The organism is Lysinibacillus sp. NPDC093692, from assembly GCF_050280125.1.
Classification (GTDB): Bacteria; Bacillota; Bacilli; order Bacillales_A; family Planococcaceae; genus Lysinibacillus.
In genome coordinates this window covers 24,159-45,282 of sequence record NZ_JBNNUW010000004.1, presented here as the reverse complement: position 1 = coordinate 45,282, position 21,124 = coordinate 24,159, and the positions used below count along the sequence as shown (strand labels likewise).

Annotated in this window: 19 protein-coding genes, 2 pseudogenes and 2 riboswitches; of the genes and pseudogenes, 16 read left to right on the top strand and 5 right to left on the bottom strand. The window is 37.4% G+C overall.

Features of this window, described 5'->3' with window-relative positions; all coding sequences use genetic code 11:
* Positions 1–2 precede the first annotated feature (2 nt).
* Positions 3–1,172, bottom strand: coding sequence for a PucR family transcriptional regulator (locus tag ACQKN4_RS06005; RefSeq protein ID WP_427482821.1), 1,170 nt, complete (start codon positions 1,170–1,172; stop codon positions 3–5).
* A gap of 138 nt (positions 1,173–1,310) precedes the next feature.
* Between ACQKN4_RS06005 and ACQKN4_RS06000 the strand changes: the two genes are divergently transcribed.
* From ACQKN4_RS06000 to ACQKN4_RS05965, 8 genes are all read left to right on the top strand, one after another.
* Positions 1,311–2,555: a Zn-dependent hydrolase gene (locus tag ACQKN4_RS06000; protein WP_427482820.1), complete on the top strand. Its 1,245-nt coding sequence runs from the start codon at positions 1,311–1,313 to the stop codon at positions 2,553–2,555.
* A 59-nt stretch (positions 2,556–2,614) separates the two neighbouring features.
* Positions 2,615–4,018, top strand: a complete 1,404-nt coding sequence (gene hydA / locus ACQKN4_RS05995) for a dihydropyrimidinase (protein WP_427482819.1) — start codon at positions 2,615–2,617, stop codon at positions 4,016–4,018.
* Between the two features lie 152 nt (positions 4,019–4,170).
* Positions 4,171–5,538: an NAD(P)-dependent oxidoreductase gene (locus ACQKN4_RS05990; RefSeq protein WP_427482818.1), complete on the top strand. Its 1,368-nt coding sequence runs from the start codon at positions 4,171–4,173 to the stop codon at positions 5,536–5,538.
* A 13-nt stretch (positions 5,539–5,551) separates the two neighbouring features.
* Entirely contained in the window at positions 5,552–6,814 is a 1,263-nt protein-coding gene (gene preA, locus ACQKN4_RS05985) for an NAD-dependent dihydropyrimidine dehydrogenase subunit PreA (protein ID WP_079559953.1), read from the top strand.
* Between the two features lie 236 nt (positions 6,815–7,050).
* On the top strand, positions 7,051–8,571 hold the full coding sequence (locus tag ACQKN4_RS05980) for an NCS1 family transporter (protein WP_427482816.1): 1,521 nt from the start codon (positions 7,051–7,053) through the stop codon (positions 8,569–8,571).
* Positions 8,572–8,613: 42 nt separating this feature from the next.
* Positions 8,614–8,823 carry a hypothetical protein gene (locus tag ACQKN4_RS05975; RefSeq protein WP_079559955.1) on the top strand — a complete coding sequence of 70 codons (210 nt, stop codon included), beginning with the start codon at positions 8,614–8,616 and terminating at the stop codon, positions 8,821–8,823.
* 237 nt (positions 8,824–9,060) lie between these two features.
* Entirely contained in the window at positions 9,061–9,423 is a 363-nt protein-coding gene (locus tag ACQKN4_RS05970; protein ID WP_427482814.1) for a hypothetical protein, read from the top strand.
* A 143-nt stretch (positions 9,424–9,566) separates the two neighbouring features.
* Positions 9,567–10,931 carry an amino acid permease gene (locus ACQKN4_RS05965; RefSeq protein WP_427482813.1) on the top strand — a complete coding sequence of 455 codons (1,365 nt, stop codon included), beginning with the start codon at positions 9,567–9,569 and terminating at the stop codon, positions 10,929–10,931.
* A 123-nt stretch (positions 10,932–11,054) separates the two neighbouring features.
* On the opposite strand, the gene pgeF is transcribed toward ACQKN4_RS05965, so the two are convergent.
* Positions 11,055–11,819 carry a peptidoglycan editing factor PgeF gene (gene pgeF / locus ACQKN4_RS05960; protein ID WP_427482811.1) on the bottom strand — a complete coding sequence of 255 codons (765 nt, stop codon included), beginning with the start codon at positions 11,817–11,819 and terminating at the stop codon, positions 11,055–11,057.
* A gap of 160 nt (positions 11,820–11,979) precedes the next feature.
* On the opposite strand from pgeF, the gene ACQKN4_RS05955 reads away from it, so the two are divergent.
* The 4 genes from ACQKN4_RS05955 to ACQKN4_RS05940 all read left to right on the top strand — a co-directional run bounded on the left by ACQKN4_RS05955 (position 11,980) and on the right by ACQKN4_RS05940 (position 14,555).
* On the top strand, positions 11,980–12,621 hold the full coding sequence (locus ACQKN4_RS05955; protein ID WP_079559959.1) for a hypothetical protein: 642 nt from the start codon (positions 11,980–11,982) through the stop codon (positions 12,619–12,621).
* 98 nt (positions 12,622–12,719) lie between these two features.
* The gene (locus ACQKN4_RS05950; RefSeq protein ID WP_427482809.1) at positions 12,720–13,697 is read left to right on the top strand and encodes a VanW family protein; all 978 of its coding nucleotides are present in this window, start codon (positions 12,720–12,722) and stop codon (positions 13,695–13,697) included.
* An 81-nt stretch (positions 13,698–13,778) separates the two neighbouring features.
* Positions 13,779–14,252, top strand: a complete 474-nt coding sequence (locus tag ACQKN4_RS05945; protein WP_427482808.1) for a hypothetical protein — start codon at positions 13,779–13,781, stop codon at positions 14,250–14,252.
* A gap of 21 nt (positions 14,253–14,273) precedes the next feature.
* Positions 14,274–14,555 carry a hypothetical protein gene (locus ACQKN4_RS05940; protein WP_427482807.1) on the top strand — a complete coding sequence of 94 codons (282 nt, stop codon included), beginning with the start codon at positions 14,274–14,276 and terminating at the stop codon, positions 14,553–14,555.
* Between the two features lie 72 nt (positions 14,556–14,627).
* Here the strand turns inward: ACQKN4_RS05940 and ACQKN4_RS05935 are convergent, their stop codons facing one another.
* The 3 genes from ACQKN4_RS05935 to ACQKN4_RS05925 all read right to left on the bottom strand — a co-directional run bounded on the left by ACQKN4_RS05935 (position 14,628) and on the right by ACQKN4_RS05925 (position 17,582).
* Entirely contained in the window at positions 14,628–15,245 is a 618-nt protein-coding gene (locus ACQKN4_RS05935; protein ID WP_079559961.1) for an HAD-IA family hydrolase, read from the bottom strand.
* Positions 15,246–15,663: 418 nt separating this feature from the next.
* A complete protein-coding gene (locus ACQKN4_RS05930; RefSeq protein ID WP_079559962.1) occupies positions 15,664–16,443 on the bottom strand; it encodes a YibE/F family protein in 780 nt (259 codons plus the stop codon).
* Positions 16,443–17,582: a YibE/F family protein gene (locus ACQKN4_RS05925; protein ID WP_427482805.1), complete on the bottom strand. Its 1,140-nt coding sequence runs from the start codon at positions 17,580–17,582 to the stop codon at positions 16,443–16,445. Before ACQKN4_RS05925 ends, ACQKN4_RS05930 begins: the two co-directional genes overlap by 1 nt.
* An 837-nt stretch (positions 17,583–18,419) precedes the next feature.
* Here ACQKN4_RS05925 and ACQKN4_RS05920 point away from each other — a divergent pair.
* The 4 genes and pseudogenes from ACQKN4_RS05920 to ACQKN4_RS05905 all read left to right on the top strand — a co-directional run.
* Positions 18,420–18,530: pseudogene (locus ACQKN4_RS05920) on the top strand (SDR family oxidoreductase); the annotation flags it as partial.
* A gap of 195 nt (positions 18,531–18,725) precedes the next feature.
* Positions 18,726–18,851, top strand: a riboswitch (FMN riboswitch).
* A gap of 243 nt (positions 18,852–19,094) precedes the next feature.
* Positions 19,095–19,220, top strand: a riboswitch (FMN riboswitch).
* A 194-nt stretch (positions 19,221–19,414) separates the two neighbouring features.
* Positions 19,415–20,053, top strand: coding sequence for a riboflavin synthase (ribE, locus tag ACQKN4_RS05915; protein ID WP_079560353.1), 639 nt, complete (start codon positions 19,415–19,417; stop codon positions 20,051–20,053).
* 20 nt (positions 20,054–20,073) lie between these two features.
* Positions 20,074–20,667: pseudogene (gene ribB / locus ACQKN4_RS05910) on the top strand (3,4-dihydroxy-2-butanone-4-phosphate synthase); the annotation flags it as partial.
* A 273-nt stretch (positions 20,668–20,940) separates the two neighbouring features.
* Positions 20,941–21,124: hypothetical protein (locus tag ACQKN4_RS05905; protein WP_427482803.1), on the top strand; the 184-nt coding region annotated here is incomplete at its 3' end.

Here is a 21,124-nt window from a genome sequence, read left to right as displayed (position 1 = left end):
ATTTATTGGTGTGCCAATATATCTTCAATCAAAAATGCGATATAGAGATTTGTTTTTGTAAATGGATTACTTAGGTCCATATCTAAAAGCGTCTCTATTTTTTTTAGTTTATAAAGTACTGTGTTGCGATGAATAAATAGTCGTTCACTTATCCTACGAGTACTACCATTCTCCTCGAGAAAAATGCGTGAAAATTGTACATAATCTGTATTATGCAATTCATCATAGTGATAAAGCTGACCTAAAATATCTTGGCTATATGATTTGATCAATGTTTGATTTTGTACAGCCATAATAATTTTGTAGGCACCAATTTCTTTATATTTATATAGGAAGCGGTTGTTATGAAGCTTTGCTAATTGGATTACTGTTAATGACTCATCATAGCTTTTGCGAACATTTTCAAGCTCTTTATGAAAATTTCCTTTACCAATGATAATATCTAAGTAACCATTTTTTTGTGTAATTTTGTCGTAAATTTCTTCAACAATTTTTGAGAAGGGAGTATTAGGTGTATTGATCTGTGCTTTGTCGATTAAAAAGATGAGGTTATTTTTATGCTTTAGTTTTAAGAAGCGTTTATATCTATTTTGAAATGCAAATTGGATCATGACCTCGTAACGGTCAATGTTAGCTTGTACATTATTTGTTGTACATGAAATGATGGCTAGTTCTCTACTTTGTGGAAATCCTAGTAGTGTTAATTGATCCTTAATATAGTTGGCGTTTTGTTTGTAGTGAAAAAGTAAGTTATAAAGAACCTTTTCTTCGATAGACAGCTCTTGATGGTGATTGGCAATAAATTGAAATGTTGTTTTTAATAGATCGGCTATTCGATAATTCCATGGCATGAGAAAAATAGGGAAATCATGTTCGTTAGCAAAAGAGATGACTGAATCTGGTGTATTTGGAATATAAGGACCAGTATTAATAATGAAACCTGCAACTTTTTTAGAGAAAGCTAGTTTTACAAGCTGCTCTAAGGAATCTCCATCAGAAGATAAATTAATACCTGTAGTCACGACTAATTCATTAGGTCTACAAAACATAATTAAATCGATGCTTTCTACTACGTTAATCCCTGTAACTCTTCGATACGTTCCGTTATGTCCAGCTACTAATGTTAGCATTGGGAATTGAACTCCCTCTACAATTTTGCGAATTGTCCCCATTTCTTCCCCCCTTATTATGAACATAACTTACCATATATTATGTGCAGATGCACATATTTTTTTAGTTTGCTAGCTATATCTCAACATTTTTATCTTTTATAGAATGTGAATAACTACTGTGAAAGAGAGGAATTGCATATGTATAAGTGTAATAGTAGACGATTGCAAGAGTTAATTGAACAATTTAGTCAATTTGGAGCTACCGAAAATGGTGGCGTAACTCGTTTGTCTCTTTCGAATGAGGATGTATTAGCAAGAAACTATTTTTGTGAGTGTTGTGATGAATTAGGAATGGACATTAAAGTCGATGATATGGGCAATATTTATGCTATTCTCCCTGGGAAAAAGGATGTCCCTCCAATTGTTATGGGGTCACATTTAGATTCCGTTGAAAAGGGTGGGAAATTTGATGGTGTATTAGGCGTTTTAACGGCTATAGAAGCCATTAGGACATTAAAGGAAAACGAGATTGAACTAGATATCCCTATAATGATTGTTAATTTTACGAATGAAGAAGGTGCTCGTTTTGATCCAGCAATGATGAGCTCTGGTGTCATTTCATCTAAATTTGAAAAAGAAAAAATGCTGCAATCTGTCGACAAGTATGGCACTAGTTTCAAAGAAGCACTGCAAGCAAGTGGGTATGAAGGAGATCAAGAAAATCGTTTAAAGGAAGCTCTTGCTTATATCGAATTGCATATTGAGCAAGGACCTGTTCTGGAGGCGAAGCAACTTGAAATAGGAGTTGTTGAAGGTGTATTAGGAATGGTTTGCTATGAAATTACGGTTACAGGGCAGTCCAATCATGCTGGAACGACACCGATGACAATGCGTCAAGATCCGATGATCGTAACTTCAAAAATCATTGCGCATTTACATGAAGAGCTCGGAAAAATTGATGAACAGTTAGTATTTACCTTTGGCCGAATGAATGTATCTCCCAATATCCATACCGTTATACCGAACAAAGTGACGTTTACGATTGATTCACGTCATCAAAAACCAGAGATTATGCAAAAAGTTGAAGATATACTGGATCATCTTCCTACAGAGGATATGGGCTGTAATATTAAGCCGCTTAAGCTTTGGGGGAGAGATACAGTTTATTTTGATACTCATATTTGTAATGAAGTGGCAAGGGCTTGTCAGAGCTTCGGCTATACTGCTCATCGAATGTTTAGCGGAGCGGGACATGATGCGCAATATATGGCAAGTATTGTTCCATCAGCAATGATTTTTGTTCCTAGTATTAATGGTAAGAGTCATTGTGAAGAAGAGGAAACAACATTTGAGGATTGTGCGAAAGGTGCAGATGTATTACTTGAAACAGTGTTGACGCTGCAAACAAAGTTCAGTATGGGGGAGACCTACACGTTACATTAAGGTAGGTTTTATGAATTAATTGAGCGTTCTCCATTATTTTACGAAGGGTGAGGGGCAGAATGAAAAAAATTATTAAAGGTGGACGAGTAGCAACAGCTGCAGATGTTTTTGAGGCAGATATTTTAATTGAAAACGGAAAAATTGTTCAAATAGGTAAAGATTTATCCGAAGTGGGCGCAGAAATTATTGATGCTACGGGTAAAATCGTGATGCCAGGTGGGATTGATCCGCATACTCATTTAGATATGCCATTTAACAATACTGTGACTGATGATGATTGGAAATCTGGTACCATTGCAGCGGCTTTTGGAGGAACGACTACTATTTTGGACTTCTGCTTAACGGCTGGCGAAGAAAAACTTTCAGCTGCAGTTGAAAAGTGGCATGACAAGGCGAAGGGGAAATCAGCTGTCGACTATGGATTCCACTTAATGATTGGTGATTTAACGCCTGAAACAGAAGCTGAATTGCCGCAAATTTTAGAGCAGGAGGGCATTACTTCTGTAAAGGTGTTTATGGCTTATGCGAAAGAATTTCAAGCAACCGATCGCACCCTTTTTAAAGCTTTTAAAATAGCAAAGGACCTCGGTGCTGTTGTTATGGTGCACTGTGAAAATGGTTCTGTTATTGATGAGCTTGTGGAAGAGGCGCGACGTGCAGGTCATAAGGAGCCGATTTATCATGCGCTCACTCGCCCAGCTGAATTAGAAGGTGAAGCGACAAAACGTGCGATCGAGTTAGCCCATATTGCTGACGCTACCCTTTATGTAGTACATGTAACTTGTAAGGAGGCAGTAGATGAGATCATTGCTGCGCGTGAAAAGGGTTATAACGTCTACGGTGAAACATGTCCACCATATTTAACTTTGGATCAATCTGCTTTGGCACAACCTGGTTTTGAAGGGGCAAAATATGTTTGGTCCCCACCACTTCGCCCGAAATACCATCAGGCTCATTTATGGAATGCTCTAAAAGCAAAACAACTACAAACAATTGGCTCTGATCAATGCTCGTTTAGTTTCAAAGGTAAAAAACAGTTAGGATTAAATGATTTTTCTAAAATTCCTAACGGTGGGCCTTTTATCGAAGACCGTTTCAGCATTTTATATTCAGAAGGTGTAGCAAAAGGAAAAATTTCTATCAATGAGTTTGTCGATATGATTTCCACAAGTGCAGCAAAAATATTTGGCTTATTCCCACAAAAAGGAACGATTGCAATCGGTTCTGATGCCGATATCGTTATTTTTGATCCAGAGGTAAAACGAGAAATTTCGGCTAAAACCCATCATATGAACGTTGATTATAACCCATATGAAGGATGGGAAGTAACAGGTGAACCAGTAAGTGTACTAGTTCGTGGGGAATATGTCATTAAAAATAAAGAATTTGTTGGTGTACTAGGTAGTGGGCAATATATAAAACGCCCATTAAAAACAACTGCTGCAGAAGCACTTAATATTTAGCTTATGACCGATTGCTTTGGTGGAGAACAGAGCAATCGGTCTCGTAATATCTTCATTTAGCTACAGAAGACTATCTTCTTTTAATGATGGTGGGTTGAATGTTGAATTTAGCTCTTTGAAGGAAAAAATGAACACATGAGGGGGATGTGGAAATGGTTCTGAATCAAGAAAAAACAATGTCCCAACAGTTAAAACGTAATTTTATGGAATTGACTAGCAGGATGACAAAGAATGAGGCAATTGAGGAATCAAATCGCTGCCTTTATTGCTACGATGCACCATGTATTAAAGCTTGTCCAACGAGTATTCAAATCCCAAATTTCATAAAAAAAATTGCTTCTGGTAATATGAAGGGCTCTGCTACGACTATATTAGAAGCAAATCCAATTGGTGCAAGCTGTGCAAGGGTTTGTCCAACGGAAGAATTATGTGAAGGGGCGTGTGTGTTAAATTCCTCAACAAAGCCAATTAAAATTGGAGAGCTACAGCGCTATGCAACAGATTGGGCAATGGAAACGAATGCACAGCTATTTAAGCAAGGGCAAAGTAATGGGCAAAAGGTAGCGATTATTGGTGCAGGTCCCGCTGGTTTATCGGCTGCTCGTGAACTAAGTCGTTTTGGCTATCATGTCACAATCTATGAGGCTGAAGCAAAAGCTGGTGGTTTAGGTAATTATGGTATTGTGTCGTTCCGTTTACCGAATGAAGTCGTTGATTGGGAAATTGAACAGATTGAAAAGCTTGGCGTAGAAATCAAAACAAACACAACTGTCGGCGTTGATATTTCTGCTGAAGAGATCTTGGAGCAATATGACAGTGTTATTTTAGCAGTCGGTATGGGAGCTGTTCCGAATCTAGGCATTGAAGGAGAAGGCTTAGAAGGTGTACATGATGCGATAGAGTTTGTCAGAAAGACAAAAATGGGACCGCTTACACAAGATATTGTTGGGAAGCGAGTAGCTGTCATTGGTGCTGGTAATACCGCGATTGATGGTGCTACATGTGCAATGCGTTTAGGTGCTGACAATGTTCAAATTCTTTACAGAAGAACACAAAAAGAAATGACTGCGTACAAATTTGAATATGAATTTGCCAAGCAGGATGGTGTGGAGTTTAAGTGGCTGACAGCACCGAAAAAAATTGTCGGTAATGAGTCAGGTGAGGTTGTAGGTATTGAATGTGTGAAAATGAAGCTCGGTGAAGCGGGTGCTGATGGTCGACAAAGGCCTGAAGAGGTGGAGGGCTCCAATTTTATTATTGAAGTGGATAATGTTATAAAGGCAATTGGGCAAACACGTTTTGTGTCACTGATTGAAGCTTTTGGGCTCCAGCATACAAATGGCGTTGTCGATATTGATGAAACGACAATGCAAACTTCGAATGACCAAGTATTTGCATGTGGAGATGTCGTCTTCGGAAATGGCCAGGGCGAGGCGATGGTTGTAACAGCTGTACAGCAAGGAAAAGACGCAGCATACAAGATCCATGAACGTTTAAGAAAACCAAGTGAGATTGCATAAGGGAGGAACTAATATGGCAGACTTACGCATTGACTTAGCGGGCATCAAATCGCCGAACCCATTTTGGCTAGCATCAGCACCACCAACGAATTCAGGCTATCAAGTACAACGCGCATTTGAAGCGGGGTGGGGCGGTGCCGTTTGGAAAACGTTAGGAGATCCGATTCTAAATGTTTCTTCACGCTTTGCAGCTGTTAGCTTTAACGGACAAAGAGTAGCGGGCTTCAATAATATTGAACTGATTACGGATCGTCCGCTAGAGGTAAATTTAAAAGAAATTTATGAAACGAAGAAAAGGTTTCCAGATCACGCGATAATCGCTTCCTTAATGGTGGAGCCAAAGCAAGAAAAATGGCATGAGATTGTTAAACGAGTCGAAGATGTGGGTGTTGATGGTCTTGAGCTTAACTTTGGGTGTCCACATGGGATGGCAGAACGAGGAATGGGCTCTGCCTCTGGTCAAGTACCTGAATTGGTGGAAAAGCAAACGTATTGGGTGAAAGAGGCAGCAAAAACACCGGTAATAGTGAAGCTAACGCCAAACATTACCGACATAACGGTAACAGCAGAAGCGGCCACAAGAGGTGGAGCAGATGCGATTAGTATGATTAATACGATTAACAGCTTAGCGGGTGTTGACTTAGATACATGGAATACAGTGCCTCATGTAGCAGGAAAGGGTGCGCATGGTGGCTATTGCGGTCCTGCCGTTAAACCAATTGCACTTAATATGGTTGCAGAATGTGCTCGTAATCCATTAATCAATGTTCCGATTTCGGGCATTGGTGGTATTTCCAACTGGCAAGATGCTGCCGAGTTTATATTAATGGGAGCAACGGGCGTACAAGTTTGTACAGCAGCGATGCATCACGGTTTTAGTATCGTTGAGGATATGATTGATGGACTGGGTAACTATTTAGATGATAAAGGGATTGCCTCAGTTATGGATTTAGTAGGTCGCTCAGTTTCCAGATATTCTAATTGGGGCGACTTAGATTTAAATTATAAAATCGTAGCTGAAATTAATAATGATGTTTGCATTAACTGTAACAAGTGCCATATTGCATGTGAGGACACATCGCATCAATGTATCGATTTATATACAGAAGATGGTCGCCCGATGCTGAAAGTTCGAGAAGAGGACTGTGTAGGTTGTAATTTATGCTCAATTGTATGTCCTGCAGAGGGTGCTATTACAATGGTTGAACGTCCATCTACAGTTCCACCTATGACTTGGAATGAACGTCAAACTCTGATTAGTAGTCTATCTAAATAAACCTCTAAAATCAATTTCGCCTTTGCGTAATTGTGTTCGGTGGCTAAATCTTCATTCGTATGTGCTGGGACACTAACTAAATGGAGCCATATCTTTATTCATCTCATTACCTTCTAAGGTGGGTGTACTTTGCCGAATGAAGATAACTGAAATTCCATCTTCCTTTAGCGTCGTTGAAGGAAGGAATAACCTCATGTAAGTTGTCACGGAAATTTGATAAAAGAAGGAGAGATTAGATGGAACGTGAAGGGAATTATTTAAAATCCCCAGATTTACTTCCAGTGACACATCAACAAAGAAATATTGGAACATTTGGTTTTGCAGTAATTTGGATAGGTATGGCAATTGTATTAGCTGCTTTTGCAATTGGTGGCTCGGCAATCATAAACTTGCCGTTGCCGATGGTGATTTTAGCAACGTTGATTGGCTCTTGTTTAATCGGTGTATTTATGACGTTAATTGGTGATATAGGCATTGAACATGGCTTATCATTCCCGGTATATATGCGTGCTCCATTCGGTACATTTGGCACACATATCCCGTCACTTGTCCGCGGTGTAACGGCTGCATGTTGGTTTGGTCTGAACACTTATTTCGGTGCATTAGCTATAAACGGTATTTTAAATTTACTTTTTAATTTTAATAATTGGTTTATTTGTTTCATTGTCTTTGCAGCACTTCAGTTATTTAATACATCACTAGGTATTAAGTCTATTGAACGCTTTGCAGATTTGGCAGCACCAGTAATTATTTTAATTTCATGCTGGATGTATTATACACTGGCAGATACTGCGGTAGCACAAGGGAAAAATATTTGGACGTGGGTGGAAGCGCCAACAACAGGTTTCACGGCCTTCACTGCATTTATGGTAGTGATTATGGCAAATATGGGCTTTTGGTCGACGCTAGCAGCCGACATGCCTTCACTTTCACGCTTCTTTAAAGCACCAAAAAATGAACGCAATTGGTTCAAACGCAATAAAACACAGCTGGTTGGCTCGTTAATAGTTATGCCGATTACAAATACTTTCATTGTGACAATTGGTGCGGTTTGCTATATGGCTGTTGCCTCAGCTGATCCAATCAATGCATTACAGCAAAGTGCAAGCGGCTTTATTTTAGGCATTTTATTGTTAATGATTGTGTTAGCACAATGGTCAACTAACACCTCTGCAAATGTTATTCCAGCGGCAACGATCTTCTCAAATATTGGTGGTCCAAAAGTGCCGTTTTGGGTTGGGGTTGTTATTGCAGGAATCATTGGTATCCTAGCACAGCCTTGGAGTTTATTTGATGTGTTAGTCAATGCACTTTTAATTATCGGAGGAATTCTAACAGCCATCGTTGGTATTTTATATGCTGATTATTATTTAATCCGTAAGCGCCGAGTGCATGTAAAAGCACTGTATGAATTAGATGGCCAATTTAAATATTGGAACGGCTTTAACTTAGCTGGTTTAATTGCTTGGATTATCGGTGGTGCAGTAGCAAATATATTCTCCACTTATTCTTCATTAGTAGGCTTTTTTGTAGGGGCACTTGTATATTATGTACTAGCGAAATATTGGTGGTTCAAAAAATACCCTCAAGCTGAACTTGAAGATCCAAGTGATGCAAAATATTTAGGAATTACAGCTGGTCACAATTTGGATGAACTATTTGGGCAGCAACAAATGCCAACTCCAACGGTTGTTCCAGATGAAGATGACATCGTTGAACAACCAGATCCGCTGTTAGAAATCAAAGGTGCTGAATAAAAAATAAACACCAAGATATTACAGAAAAGGTGAGGTGATTGCATGTCAGAACATCAACAAAGTACAGAGGAAATAAAAAAAGTAGATCAGTATTTAGATAGTGGCTTTAAAATCAAATATGTTTATGAAAATCTAAGTGGAATGTTTGTAGAATTTGCCCGTCAAGAAGAAGTTATTCTGATGCAAATTCTAACAGCAGATGCACGCAAATACTTCTCTGCAAAGCTCCAAGAACAGACGCTATTGCAATAACAAAAATAACTCTATTCCATTCATTGCCTTACATGATGGAATAGAGTTATTTTACGTAATAAAATAGGTTTTCACTCTAAGTTAGTTGGTTTATTGGTGGATAGAACAGCAAAAGTCGTGGATAGATCCGTCAAAAACGTGGATAGAACAGCCGAAGTCGTGGATAGAACCGTCAAAATCGTGGATAGAGTCGTCAAATTGATGGATAGAACAGCCAAAGCGGAAAGAACCGCCGAAGTGACGGATAGAACAGTCAAGGCGACGGAAAGAACAGCTGAAGTGACGGAAAGAACCATCAAAGCGATGGAAAGAACCGTCGAAGCGATGGATAGAATCCCAAAAATCGTGGATAGAACAGCCAAAGTCATGGATAGAACCGTCAAAATCGTGGATAGAGTCGTCAAAGTGATGGATAGAACAGCCAAAGCGGAAAGAACAGCTGAAGTGACGGATAGAACAGCTGAAGTGACGGAAAGAACCATCAAAGCGACGGATAGAACAGGCAAAGCGGAAAGAACAGCCGAAGTGACGGATGGAACCCTCAAAGCGACGGAAAGAATCCCGAAAATCGATGATAGAACAGCTAATAGCGACGAATAGTACCTCCAAAATGCCCCCGGAACCCTAGTCGTATTGCCTTAATTTATGTTTTTCCTAAAAATACAATTGTGTTTTTCTGCAGAATTTATTATTATTATAAAATAAATTCATCGTAGAAAGAACTTCGAAAAGAGGCGTAATTTGTGGCAAATAAAGAGTTAAATAGGGGATTAGATGCACGTCATATCCAAATGATTGCTCTTGGAGGTACTATTGGCGTAGGTTTGTTTATGGGGTCCGCTAGTGCCATTCAGTGGACAGGGCCTTCCGTGCTCCTTGCATATGGTATAGCAGGAATATTTATTTTCTTCATTATGCGAGCAATGGGAGAAATGCTTTATATGGAGCCAAGTACAGGTTCCTTTGCAACATTTGGCTATAAATATATACATCCATTAGCTGGTTATTTAACGGCGTGGAGTAACTGGTTTCAGTGGGTTATTGTTGGGATGTCAGAGATTATAGCGGTAGGGACTTATATGCAATACTGGTATCCTGATTTACCGGCATGGATTCCAGGATTAATTGCTATGATTATTTTAGGTGTTGCCAACTTTATTTCTGTTAAAACTTTTGGAGAATTTGAGTTTTGGTTTGCCATGATTAAAATTGTAACGATTGTTTTAATGATTGTTGCAGGCTTTGGGCTTATTTTCTTTGGGATTGGTAATGAAGGCGTGGCAATCGGATTATCGAACCTTTGGAATCATGGAGGTTTCTTTACAGGCGGCTGGACAGGTTTCTTCTTTGCGTTATCATTAGTAGTTGCAGCCTATCAAGGTGTTGAGCTTATTGGGATTACTGCAGGAGAAGCGAAAAATCCTCAAAAAACGATTACGAATGCGATTCAAAGTGTTATTTGGCGTATTTTAATATTTTATATCGGAGCAATCTTTGTCATTGTAACAGTTTATCCGTGGGATGAATTAGGTACGATTGGTAGCCCATTTGTTGCAACTTTTGCAAAGGTTGGAATTACCGCTGCGGCAGGAATTATTAATTTTGTTGTTATTACAGCGGCAATGTCAGGCTGTAATAGTGGAATTTATAGTGCGGGACGTATGCTGTATACGCTTGCCATGAATGGACAAGCACCTAAATTTTTTGCGAAGCTTTCTAGAAATGGTGTTCCAATATTCGGTACAGCAGGTGTGCTAGTTGGTTTGTTCATCGGCGTTATTCTAAGTTATGTTGCGCCAGGAAATTTATTTGTATATGTGTACAGTGCAAGTGTATTACCAGGGATGGTGCCATGGTTTATTATTTTAATCAGTCAAATACGATTTAGAAAAATAAAAGGTGAACAACTTTCCAAGCATCCATTCAAAATGCCTTTAACACCATTTACAAACTATTTAACGATTGCCTTTTTAATAATGGTGCTAATCGGTATGTGGATTAATGATGATACGAGAGTTTCTCTTATTGTGGGTATTGTTTTCTTAGTTCTTGTGATCATGAGCTATTATGTTTTTAGAATTGGAAAAGATCGTCCCGTTAATAAATAATGAAATGTTAAAAGGGTGTATTTCTCTACTATGAGATACATCCTTTTTACTTTTTTGATAGAGATATTGTTTTTCAATACAACAAAAGGGACACTCCATTAATAATTGGATTGTCCCTTTCAATTATTGTTCTTTTCGCATAATAAAGCTTAAATGTCTGCCAGCCTGTTTGTCTTGGCGGTAGGAAAAACCATCTGGGCTGAGAAATGTGCACGTTGAATCAATCAATATTTGCTTTGAAGGGATACCTACAAGCTCACATTGTTTTTTGACAGTTTGTTGATTATCGATATGATATTTATTTGTTTCTGCATTGTAATACATAAAGTCTTCAGCATAGCCTAGATTGTGGAATTTTTCATAAACATCTGCATCCACCTCAAACTTATGCTGACTGAGTGCCATACCGATTTGTACGTGAAAATCTTGAGGACTACAATGCTCCTGTTTCATCAAATGTTGGAAAAGCTTTAATGTAACTTCCTTGACAGTCCCTTGCCATCCTGAATGTACCACACCAATAAGACCGTTGACTTCATTATAAAAAATGACAGGTACACAATCTGCTGTAAAACTACATAAAAGTAAATTTGGTTCTACTGTATAAAGTGCATCGGTATTACTAATGGCATTGTCCATCTTTTCAGCGCCTAGTCCTTTATCAGAAATCGTGACTTTATGGAAATTAGCACTATGTGTTTGTTGCGTGCAAATAAAATCATGTATGTCACAATGCAAAGTAGTTGCCAGTTTTTTTCGATTTTCTAGCACATCAGCTTCATGTACACATGTATGCAATGCCATATTGTTTTGTTCTAATTCAATATCATCTTTTAAAGTAGTGCCTGCGATAAATTGGTCATTGTCAAAATAAATTTTAGTTTTCATATCATCACCTCGTTTTACTATATATGATTGGTTCCTGAATGTATAGGCGCTTACTCTTAAGATTTTTAAGAGCCTAGCTATACAAACCTTTGACATAAATAATAGATTTTTTCACATATAGTATCGAAGAATCATTATTAAGAGGAAGGAGTTTGTATACATGACGCAAGAAAAATTCCTACTGATTTGTCAATTAGGAATGGGGTTATTTTGGATTATTACATACATACTAATCATCAAACAAGGATTACAGGATAAGCGATATGGGATGCCCATGGTTGCAATTTGTGCAAATATTTCATGGGAATTTATCTTTTCATTTATGTATCCACAAAACGACTTGCAAAGGATTATTACGTTTGCATGGTTTCTTTTGGACATTTTTATTATGATGCAATTTTTACATTATGGTCATAAGGAATATAAAAAGATAGTTCCAAGGAAAATATTTTATTCATCTTTTTTGATCACACTAGTAGTAAGCTTTTTTACGATTTTAGCAGTAATGCATGAATTTAATGATCTAGCAGGCAAGTATGCAGCATTTATACAGAATTTGATGATGTCAGGATTGTTTATTGCTTTGTTTTTACAAAGAGGGAACTTAAGTGGCCAATCAATGGGCATCGCTGTTTGTAAAATGATTGGAACGATGTTTGCTGCAGTTGGTTTCTATATGTATTTTAGAACACCGTTGATTACTGTTATTTCGCTTGCGACCCTTATTTATGATTGGCTTTATATCGTATTAATTTATAGATTTTATGTGAAATATGCTAATTCACCTTCATTTCAAAAATAAATAAAAATGATGAAATGAAACACACTATCAACAATACACGAATAAGATGTCTCTGTAGTATGACGATAGGGTAGGTGTTTTATTTGAAAAAGAAGTGGATGACCACATTATGTATTATTTGTACGATTGGGCTAGTTGGCTGTCAGGTGAAATCTGCGGATGAGAAAAAGCAAGAACAACCAATTCAAGAGTCAGAGAGAAAAGCTGAGGATTTAAAAAAGCCCGTTGCCATTGAACAGCAACAAACAGAATCTGTCGTTGTTGAAATTGTAGACCCTTCTACAAAAGCTATTATCCAAATAATTTCGCCGAAAGAAATGGGCTATGAACGTGATAAACAATCGTATACAAAGCAAATTGAGCAATTAGCAAAAGAGTTGGCGAGAGGGAATGAAAAAACGGCAGGCTATGATAAGCGTATGATACTCGATAAGCTGGACGATCAAGGAAAACTAATGAAAGGTAGTCCTTTAATTGTTTTAAAAGAAAGTGAATTAGTAGATAGAATATTAGAAGCATCAGCTATTGGTGGTAAAGTGGAGATGCCTCTTTATATTACTGAAAGCGGATATTATTTAGAAGATATTCCTTTGTTAGAAAACGTAGTTGTTGCATCCTATACAACTTACTTCAATACCTATGATGTAGGCAGAAATAAAAATATTGAGCTTTCTGCGAAGGCAATCAATAATGTAATCGTTGGAAGTGGAGATTATTTCTCGTTCAATACAGTAGTTGGCCCTAGAGACGAAGCGAATGGTTATCAGCCCGCACCAGAAATCATCAACAAAAAGGTTGTGATGGGCATTGGGGGAGGTATTTGTCAAACGTCTTCTACCTTGTTTAACGCAGTTGATCAAATACCTGTAAAATTTGTAGAACGTCATCACCATTCTTTAGATGTAGGGTATGTTCCAAAAGGAAGAGACGCAACTGTTTCTTATGGTGGTTTAGATTTTAGATTCCACAATACTAGTGATGTACCATTTTTAATAAAAGCTAACTATAGTAAAAACTCTCTTACAGTTGAGGTAAGAACAGCAGAAAAATTTGTAGAAGTCTTGAAAAAGTCATAGTAATTTTAAAAGACACTTAAGCTAAAGGTGTCTTTTTTTTGGTGTCATGCTGTAGGTAAATTGAGGAATTTCAGTATAATCGTGTTATTGGAAAAGGGAAAAAATAATGCATCCAAAGCTACAAGCGATTCTATCGATTTTTACCAGGTAACATACCCAGAAGATGCTTGCATTATAGTTGTTGATCCTGTAGCCAAGTATCGTGGAACAACAACTGAAAAGTCTCTAAGCCTAGGAAAGTTTATGAGGGAAGAGCGAGGTTCCGAAGATTTTAGAATGGCGTATATTGTATCTGCACAGCCCATTTTTGATGGTGAGAAAGTAATCGGTGTGTTAAGTGCCATTATTTCGAATGAAAAAATGGACGGGATGCGATTATTAGCAACTGAGCTTTCGAGTTCTGTTGAAGAAATAACTGCAACGAATGAAGAGTTAGCAGTAGCAAGTGTAGATGTATCCAATCGCTTGGTGGAGCTTTCCAAGTTTTCAGAATCAATGACTGGCGATATTCAACAAATCAATACGATTGTTAATTTAGTAAAAGATTTGCTATGAAATCTAAAATTCTTGGATTAAATGCTTCTATCGAGGCTGCTCGTTCAGGGGAGCATGGAAGGCTTTGCTGTAGTAGCATCTGAAATACAGAAAATATCGCAAAGTAGTACGGATAGTGCCGAAAGCATTTCAAACCAATTAGAAAGCATTAAACAATCTATTGATCAAGTCAATGAATCTGCAAATCAAATCGCAACGTTTACCCAGCAATTTTCTGTGAGTATGCATGAATTAACCGATGCTTATAATGGAATTAATAGCGCAGCAGAAAAATTAATGCATATAAGCGAAGTAAAGGCTTAATAACTTCACGAAATTATGCCCAGGCATAATTGATAAGGATAATAGCAAATTAATCGCTATTATCCTCTTCGTCTAAATAATATTCAAAATTTCTTGTGGTGTAGCAACTTTATAATCGGGCTCCTCTTGTTGTACAATTTCAATAGAGTCATATCCCCAACCAACCCAAATAATAGGCACTCCCGCTTTTTTGCAGGCTGCGATATCTCTTTGTTCATCACCAATGTACAAAACTTCTGATGGTGTAATGCTTTTGTCCTTTAAAAATTTCTTAATCACTTTATCCTTTCCAAAAATTCGGTTTGAACAAAGAACATCTGACACACATTGAATGCCGTTCATTTTTAGAAATTCTAAAATGTTCTCCTGTGAATTGGAGGAAATGATAAGTATTTTATAGCCCCTTTTATCAATTTCCATTAGGACTTCCTTCATACCGTTATAAAGATGAACATCATTTAATGACTGACGATATAAGCGATAAAATTGAGGTAAAATCATCGGCAATTTATACATAGGAAAGTCAAATAATTTACTTCGTTCCGCTATAGATAATTTTTTTAATGATTCAATTTCCTTTAACTCTATTCCTTTAAATTTATATTTTTGCGCAATTGTATTCCAAGCTGATGCTAACACTGCCGTAGAATCTGCCAATGTTCCATCAAAATCAAAGATAATATATTTCATGTAAACTATCTCCTTTATAATCTAGTTGTAAAGACGTTTTTTATTTGAAAATGTTACTGCCTATACTTAAAAAAATGACATGATTATACAGGATATGAAACAGAGGAGTACAAATAACTCTAGATGAGCAATTTTTTCATTAAATTATCATAACGTGTGGTTGATTTCCGTTCCGACTGGGCGTTTTGACGCTGACGCTTCGCTTTCGCGCAGAGCAAAGCTTCCTGAAGGCGTCCGATGAGCCACTTGGGCCAACAGGGTTTTCGTCTGTGCGAAAGCATAGTGTCAACAACAAAAGGGTGTCATGAAGGCGTTATCGCAGGACGTGATAACGCCTTCGTTCCTCTATTGATTTTGAGTGGGGGTGGCATAAAAGTACCTGTCACCCGTTGGTATTAAAGCTGGGTGACAGGTACGACTATAATGAAGCATTTTCAGTTTTTTTTCGTTTTTTTATTAAATAATAGGCATTTACAGAGGAAGTAATAGGAATGATAAGTGCGATTCCAATACCTGCACAAAAAATCATAATAATTTCGGTGGCGAATATTTTAGAATTTATAATTTCGCTAATGGAATAAGATAAATCTTTAAACCATATGAGCAAGCTTAAATATCCACCAAAGAAAGCGAAAAATAATGTATTTGTATCTGTACCTAAAATGTCCTTTCCAATGCTTAAACCTGTTGTAAATAATTTTCTTCTGCTTATTAACGGGTTATGGTGAAGAATCTCATGCATGGAAGTGGCAATGGAAATGGCAACATCCAAAATCGCACCAATTGTACTCATAATAATAACGGAAGCTCCAATTTGTACAAAATTGACGCCAATATTAAGAGAGAATATGTTAATTTCTTCAACGGATTCTTCCCCAAATCCTCGAATCATTGATTTCTCCGTTACAAAAACAATGAAAAGTAATAAAACTACAATCGTAATCATCGTAGAAATAAAAGCGGTCATCGTTTTACTATTCATTTCATTAATAAAAAATAGGCTAATCCAACTTATGACGGTACAGGCAATAAGCGTTAATAAAACTGGACTATTCTTCGGATTGGTCATTAAAAAAATAGTAATAAAGAGTACCCCAAAGTTTAAAAATAAAGATAGAAAAGATTTCACTCCTTTTTTTCCACCAATAACGATCATCAATATGAATAAAATGGTCGTTAACCATACTAATACATTCATTATTTTGCCCTCTTTCGATTAATGAAAAAAATAGAAGTGTAAAGACTAATGGGAATCGTTAAGACAACACCAATCCCACCTGCTAGGGCACGAGCTAATTCTAACGAAAGGTTCATGGAAAGTGTTTGCCCTAATGGATAAGAATTTTTTAAATATAAAATTAACATAGGAATTGAGCCAGAAATATAAACGAAGAACAAAATACTTGTAATCGTTCCCATAACGTCTTTCCCGATATCCATTCCAGAAGTTCTTAAAGCTTGGTCAGAAATATCTTGGTTTTGCTCAAATAATGCGAACATAGAAGAAGCCATTGTTATGGAGACATCCATTACAGCCCCTAGTGCCCCAATAAATAACCCAGCCATAAATATCACTCGATAAGGTCGTGTTAAAAATTGCATTTCTTCATATCGAAGCCCATTCTCGGATGTAACCCACAGGACTAAAAAGCTAATTAATAACGAAATAAATGTTCCTAAAAGTGTTGCAACAATCGCTGCATATGTTTTTTCATTCAAGCCGTTAATGAGAATTAAAGAAATGATTGTAAATAAAAGAACACATACCCCACTTATAAATATCAAATTTATATTTGAATGCACATATAAATCCAAGGCGAAAGATAATACAAGGGAGTTTACAATTAAACTGATGATTGAAAATAATCCTTGTCTTTTACCAACAATCAGCAATGCAAAAATAAAAATCCACGCTACTATTAAGACGAACTGATCACGTTTCACGTCTAAAATAGTCCCAGTTAAATCTCCATTCTTGTCTGTACTTGCTTTAATGGAAACAAATAATTTATTGCCAACTTGATACTCTTGATCGAAGGCTCCGGATGCTGAATACTCATTTGTAAAATGAATAAGCTTACCCTTTTCTCCACCATTTTTTAATACAGCTGTAATAAGCTGAGTAGATAAATGATCATCATTTTCATACATATCCTTTACAGGATTCGATTCTGTTAATTCCGTTTTTATAACTTCTGCAATTGGACGATCATAAAATTCTTCGTTGTGATAAACGAAAAAAACAGAAACGATGAAGCAAATAGTAATAAAGGTATAAAATATAACTTTGTTATACGATTTTTTTTTCAAGATGTTTTGCAATAAAAAAACCTCCATTGAGGGAAGAGAATTTAATCCTATACGTTGTGTTCATTGTTAGAGTTGACACGAATAATGACTCACAATATTACTATAATTTTTTTGTCAAGCAGAGTAAAAAAAGTGCCATGTATAAAGAACGTGCTAATTGAAAAGAAGTTTCTTAATGAAATAATACGGCTAATGGCTTTTTAGCGACCTAAGTTAGTTATAGCATTATTAAATTAGTGTTATTCATTGATGTGAGTTTTAATTTTGCTTGGGAGCGGAAAAGCGGCTCGTCCTTGATTATAGCAGAAACCATCCTTTTCTATTTAAGTGGATAAAAATTTGATGAAGGAATTTGTGTTCTTTATAATATTGTGAGAGATTAGTAAGAACTATTGAATTCGCAAGGAGGTAAAAGTGATGAAAACTGTATTCGCAAAAGGCTTAACAGAAAAAGAGGTGAAATCTTACAGATTGCTTGGAGATTTGCTGTCAAAGGGGGAAGTCTGCCTTTTTTAAGCAAATTTCATATCGAAAACAGATTCCGGAAGCTTTTGCCTTCTTATTTTAACAATTGTAGTCAATAATTTTTGATGATCTTGTATAAATATATTTACGCATTGTAGCGCCGGTTCTGTCCGGCGCTTTTTTACGTTCCGTTGTGAAATATAAGAAATATTTCCCTATTTGTAGGGTTTTTTCGCACTTTTAAGGCGCCGTTCTTTCGGCGCCTTCTTTGTGTTTTAACTTTTTTCCGGCGGATGTCATGGAATCGGAAAGGAGTTCAATATAGGATGTTAGCTTAAAATCATCGCATCCATGCGATAAGTCCAAATTGTATTGTCTAGCTTCAATCCACTGTCTTGGCGCAAAGGTGAACCAGAAGAAGTAGCAGAAGCGGTCCTATTCTTAGCTTCAGATAAAGTAAGCTTCATGGCTGGAGCTACTGTCTCTGTTGACGGTAGTTTGACTGTATAAATTTCATTTTTCTTTGGCACAGCCACACCTTTGATCTTTATTAATGACCAAAGGTGGTGGCTGTTTTTATATCTTCATTTTAAGTAGTAACATTGAAAATGCAACGACAACGAAATTGATTTAGAGAAAAAAATTATTAAGAATTATCTGGATAATAAAATCAAATAGTGTTATCGTAAGAAATAGCTAAATAAAAATATCCTTCAGGGTAGGGTGAAATTCCCAATCGGCGGTGATGAAGCAATTCAAAGTCCGTGAGCGCAAGCTGATTTGGTGCAAATCCAAAACCGACAGTTATAGTCTGGATGGGAGAAGGGTAAAAGTAAGAGCTTTTTAAATTCGCTTGAGTTTATAAGGTTTATTTGATTATGCTTTTAACTACTTCCCATCGTTTAAGTTGGGAAGTTTTTTTATCTTCTTTCGGTAGGCGTTTAGACACCCACCGAAATAGAGGAACTCAGGCTAAGAACTTCACATCCTGTGAAAACGCCTGACCTAAAGCCTCCGGACACAATTACGCCAAGGCGAAGTTGATTTATTATTTAGCTAACAAATTGAATAGCAGTAGTTCTTCGGGGTAGGGTGAAATTCCCAATCGGCGGTGATGAAGTAATTCAAAGTCCGTGAGCGCAAGCTGATTTGGTGCAAATCCAAAACCGACAGTGATAGTCTGGATGGGAGAAGAACGATGAGATGGTAGCCTATGGAAAATTTTAATATCCTTAAGGTTTATTTGTCGACGTCTTATTTATATGAACTCCCAAACCCCTTTAATCTAAGGGGTTTTTTATTTGAACAGAAATTTTTGATTGAGGGAGGAGGTACATAGGGCTCCAAAAGTGGAAGAGTTAAGCTTAAACCAAAGAATAGAAGCGGGTGAAAAAATGTTTACAGGAATTATTGAGGATATTGGTACCGTAAAAACCTTGCAAAGCGATCGACAAAGTATGAAAATTACCGTTATTTCGAAGAAAATGGTAGAGGATGTAAAGCTCGGGGATAGTATAGCGGTCAATGGTGTATGTTTAACAGTCATATCTTTTAATGAACAGGAGCTTACGATGGATGTCATGCCTGAAACGGTAAAGGCAACAAATTTACAGCAGCTCGCAATTGGAGATCCGGTAAATTTAGAGCGCGCTATGTCAGCGAATGGGCGATTCGGTGGTCATTTTGTATCTGGGCATGTAGACGGAGTAGGGAAAATAGTACGCAAGCGGCCGTTAGCAAATGCAGTCTATATTGATATAGAACTATCAAAGGAGTTAACGAGTTTCTGTATTCCAAAGGGCTCCATCACAATTGACGGAACGAGCTTAACACTCTTTCATGTCGAGAAAAACGGTGTCACAGTATCGTTGATACCCCACACGTACAAGGAAACAATTTTAGGTATGAAGAAAATTGGTGATCTCGTCAATATAGAAACTGATTTAGTAGGAAAATACATTTTACATCAACTTAAGTATGGTCAGGAACCGCCGACCATTACAAAAGGCTTCTTAGCACAAAACGGTTTTTAATCAACAAGGAGGTGGCGAAATTGCTACATTCGATTGAAGAAGCAATTGAGGATTTAAAGCAAGGAAAGATAATTATTGTAGTAGATGACGAGGATCGGGAAAATGAAGGGGACTTACTAGCACTTGCGGAATTTATGACCCCTGAAACGATTAACTTTATGGCTACCTATGGAAGAGGTCTTATATGTACGCCCATTTCCCAGCAGCTCGCACAAAAATTAGCATTAAACCCTATGGTTAGTGTGAATACAGATAATCATCAAACAGCATTTACCGTTAGTATTGATCATGTTGACACAACAACTGGAATTAGCGCCTTTGAACGGGCAATGACTATACAGAAAATGCTCGAACCACAAGCAAAAGATGCGAATTTTCGTAAACCAGGCCATGTATTCCCACTAATAGCAAAGGAAAATGGAGTATTAGAGCGTAGGGGACATACGGAAGCTACAATAGATTTGGCAAAGCTTTGTAATAGCGTTCCTGCCGGAGTTATATGTGAGATTATGGGCGACGATGGCAAAATGCTACGCTTTAATGATCTCGTTAAATATGCAGCACAACATCATTTGAAAATGATTTCAATTGAAGCATTGGCAACATATCGTCAACAAATAATGGAAGAAAACACAGTGACTATATAAAAAGGCTTATCACCAAAAGTTGGGGGAAGTTCATTTTAAAACGTATACCATGTATATAGTTGATCTTCGCTACGACTGGGCGACTCCTTGGGGATTAGCAAATAGAGGAACGAAGGCTAAGACCATCACATCCTGTGATAACGCCTTCGTGACCAACATCGTGCCGCTGACGCTACGTTAGCACTACGCTTTCGCGCAAAAAATATCTGTTGGCCCGAGACCATGGAGCGAGCTTTGCGAGTGAAGCGGGTCATCGGACACCCCCAGGAAGCTCTGCTCTGCGCGAAAGCAAAGCGGCAGCAACAAATGTTTTATCTGTGCGAAAGCAAAGCGGCAGCAACAAATGTTTTATCTGTGCGAAAGCAAAGCGGCAGCAACAAATGTTTTATCTGTGCGAAAGCAAAGCGACAGCAACAAATGTTTT

Coding starts and splice junctions, on each gene's coding strand:
- ACQKN4_RS05925 (WP_427482805.1), bottom strand. CDS start 17,582: ATGGAGGTTTTTTTATTGCAAAACATCTTGAAAAAAAAATCGTATAAC.
- ACQKN4_RS05935 (WP_079559961.1), bottom strand. CDS start 15,245: ATGAAATATATTATCTTTGATTTTGATGGAACATTGGCAGATTCTACG.
- pgeF (WP_427482811.1), bottom strand. CDS start 11,819: ATGAAAACTAAAATTTATTTTGACAATGACCAATTTATCGCAGGCACT.
- ACQKN4_RS05975 (WP_079559955.1), top strand. CDS start 8,614: ATGTCAGAACATCAACAAAGTACAGAGGAAATAAAAAAAGTAGATCAG.
- ACQKN4_RS06000 (WP_427482820.1), top strand. CDS start 1,311: ATGTATAAGTGTAATAGTAGACGATTGCAAGAGTTAATTGAACAATTT.
- ACQKN4_RS05990 (WP_427482818.1), top strand. CDS start 4,171: ATGGTTCTGAATCAAGAAAAAACAATGTCCCAACAGTTAAAACGTAAT.
- ACQKN4_RS05930 (WP_079559962.1), bottom strand. CDS start 16,443: ATGAATGTATTAGTATGGTTAACGACCATTTTATTCATATTGATGATC.
- ACQKN4_RS05950 (WP_427482809.1), top strand. CDS start 12,720: ATGACCACATTATGTATTATTTGTACGATTGGGCTAGTTGGCTGTCAG.
- ACQKN4_RS06005 (WP_427482821.1), bottom strand. CDS start 1,172: ATGGGGACAATTCGCAAAATTGTAGAGGGAGTTCAATTCCCAATGCTA.
- preA (WP_079559953.1), top strand. CDS start 5,552: ATGGCAGACTTACGCATTGACTTAGCGGGCATCAAATCGCCGAACCCA.
- ribE (WP_079560353.1), top strand. CDS start 19,415: ATGTTTACAGGAATTATTGAGGATATTGGTACCGTAAAAACCTTGCAA.
- ACQKN4_RS05940 (WP_427482807.1), top strand. CDS start 14,274: ATGCTTCTATCGAGGCTGCTCGTTCAGGGGAGCATGGAAGGCTTTGCT.
- hydA (WP_427482819.1), top strand. CDS start 2,615: ATGAAAAAAATTATTAAAGGTGGACGAGTAGCAACAGCTGCAGATGTT.
- ACQKN4_RS05980 (WP_427482816.1), top strand. CDS start 7,051: ATGGAACGTGAAGGGAATTATTTAAAATCCCCAGATTTACTTCCAGTG.
- ACQKN4_RS05955 (WP_079559959.1), top strand. CDS start 11,980: ATGACGCAAGAAAAATTCCTACTGATTTGTCAATTAGGAATGGGGTTA.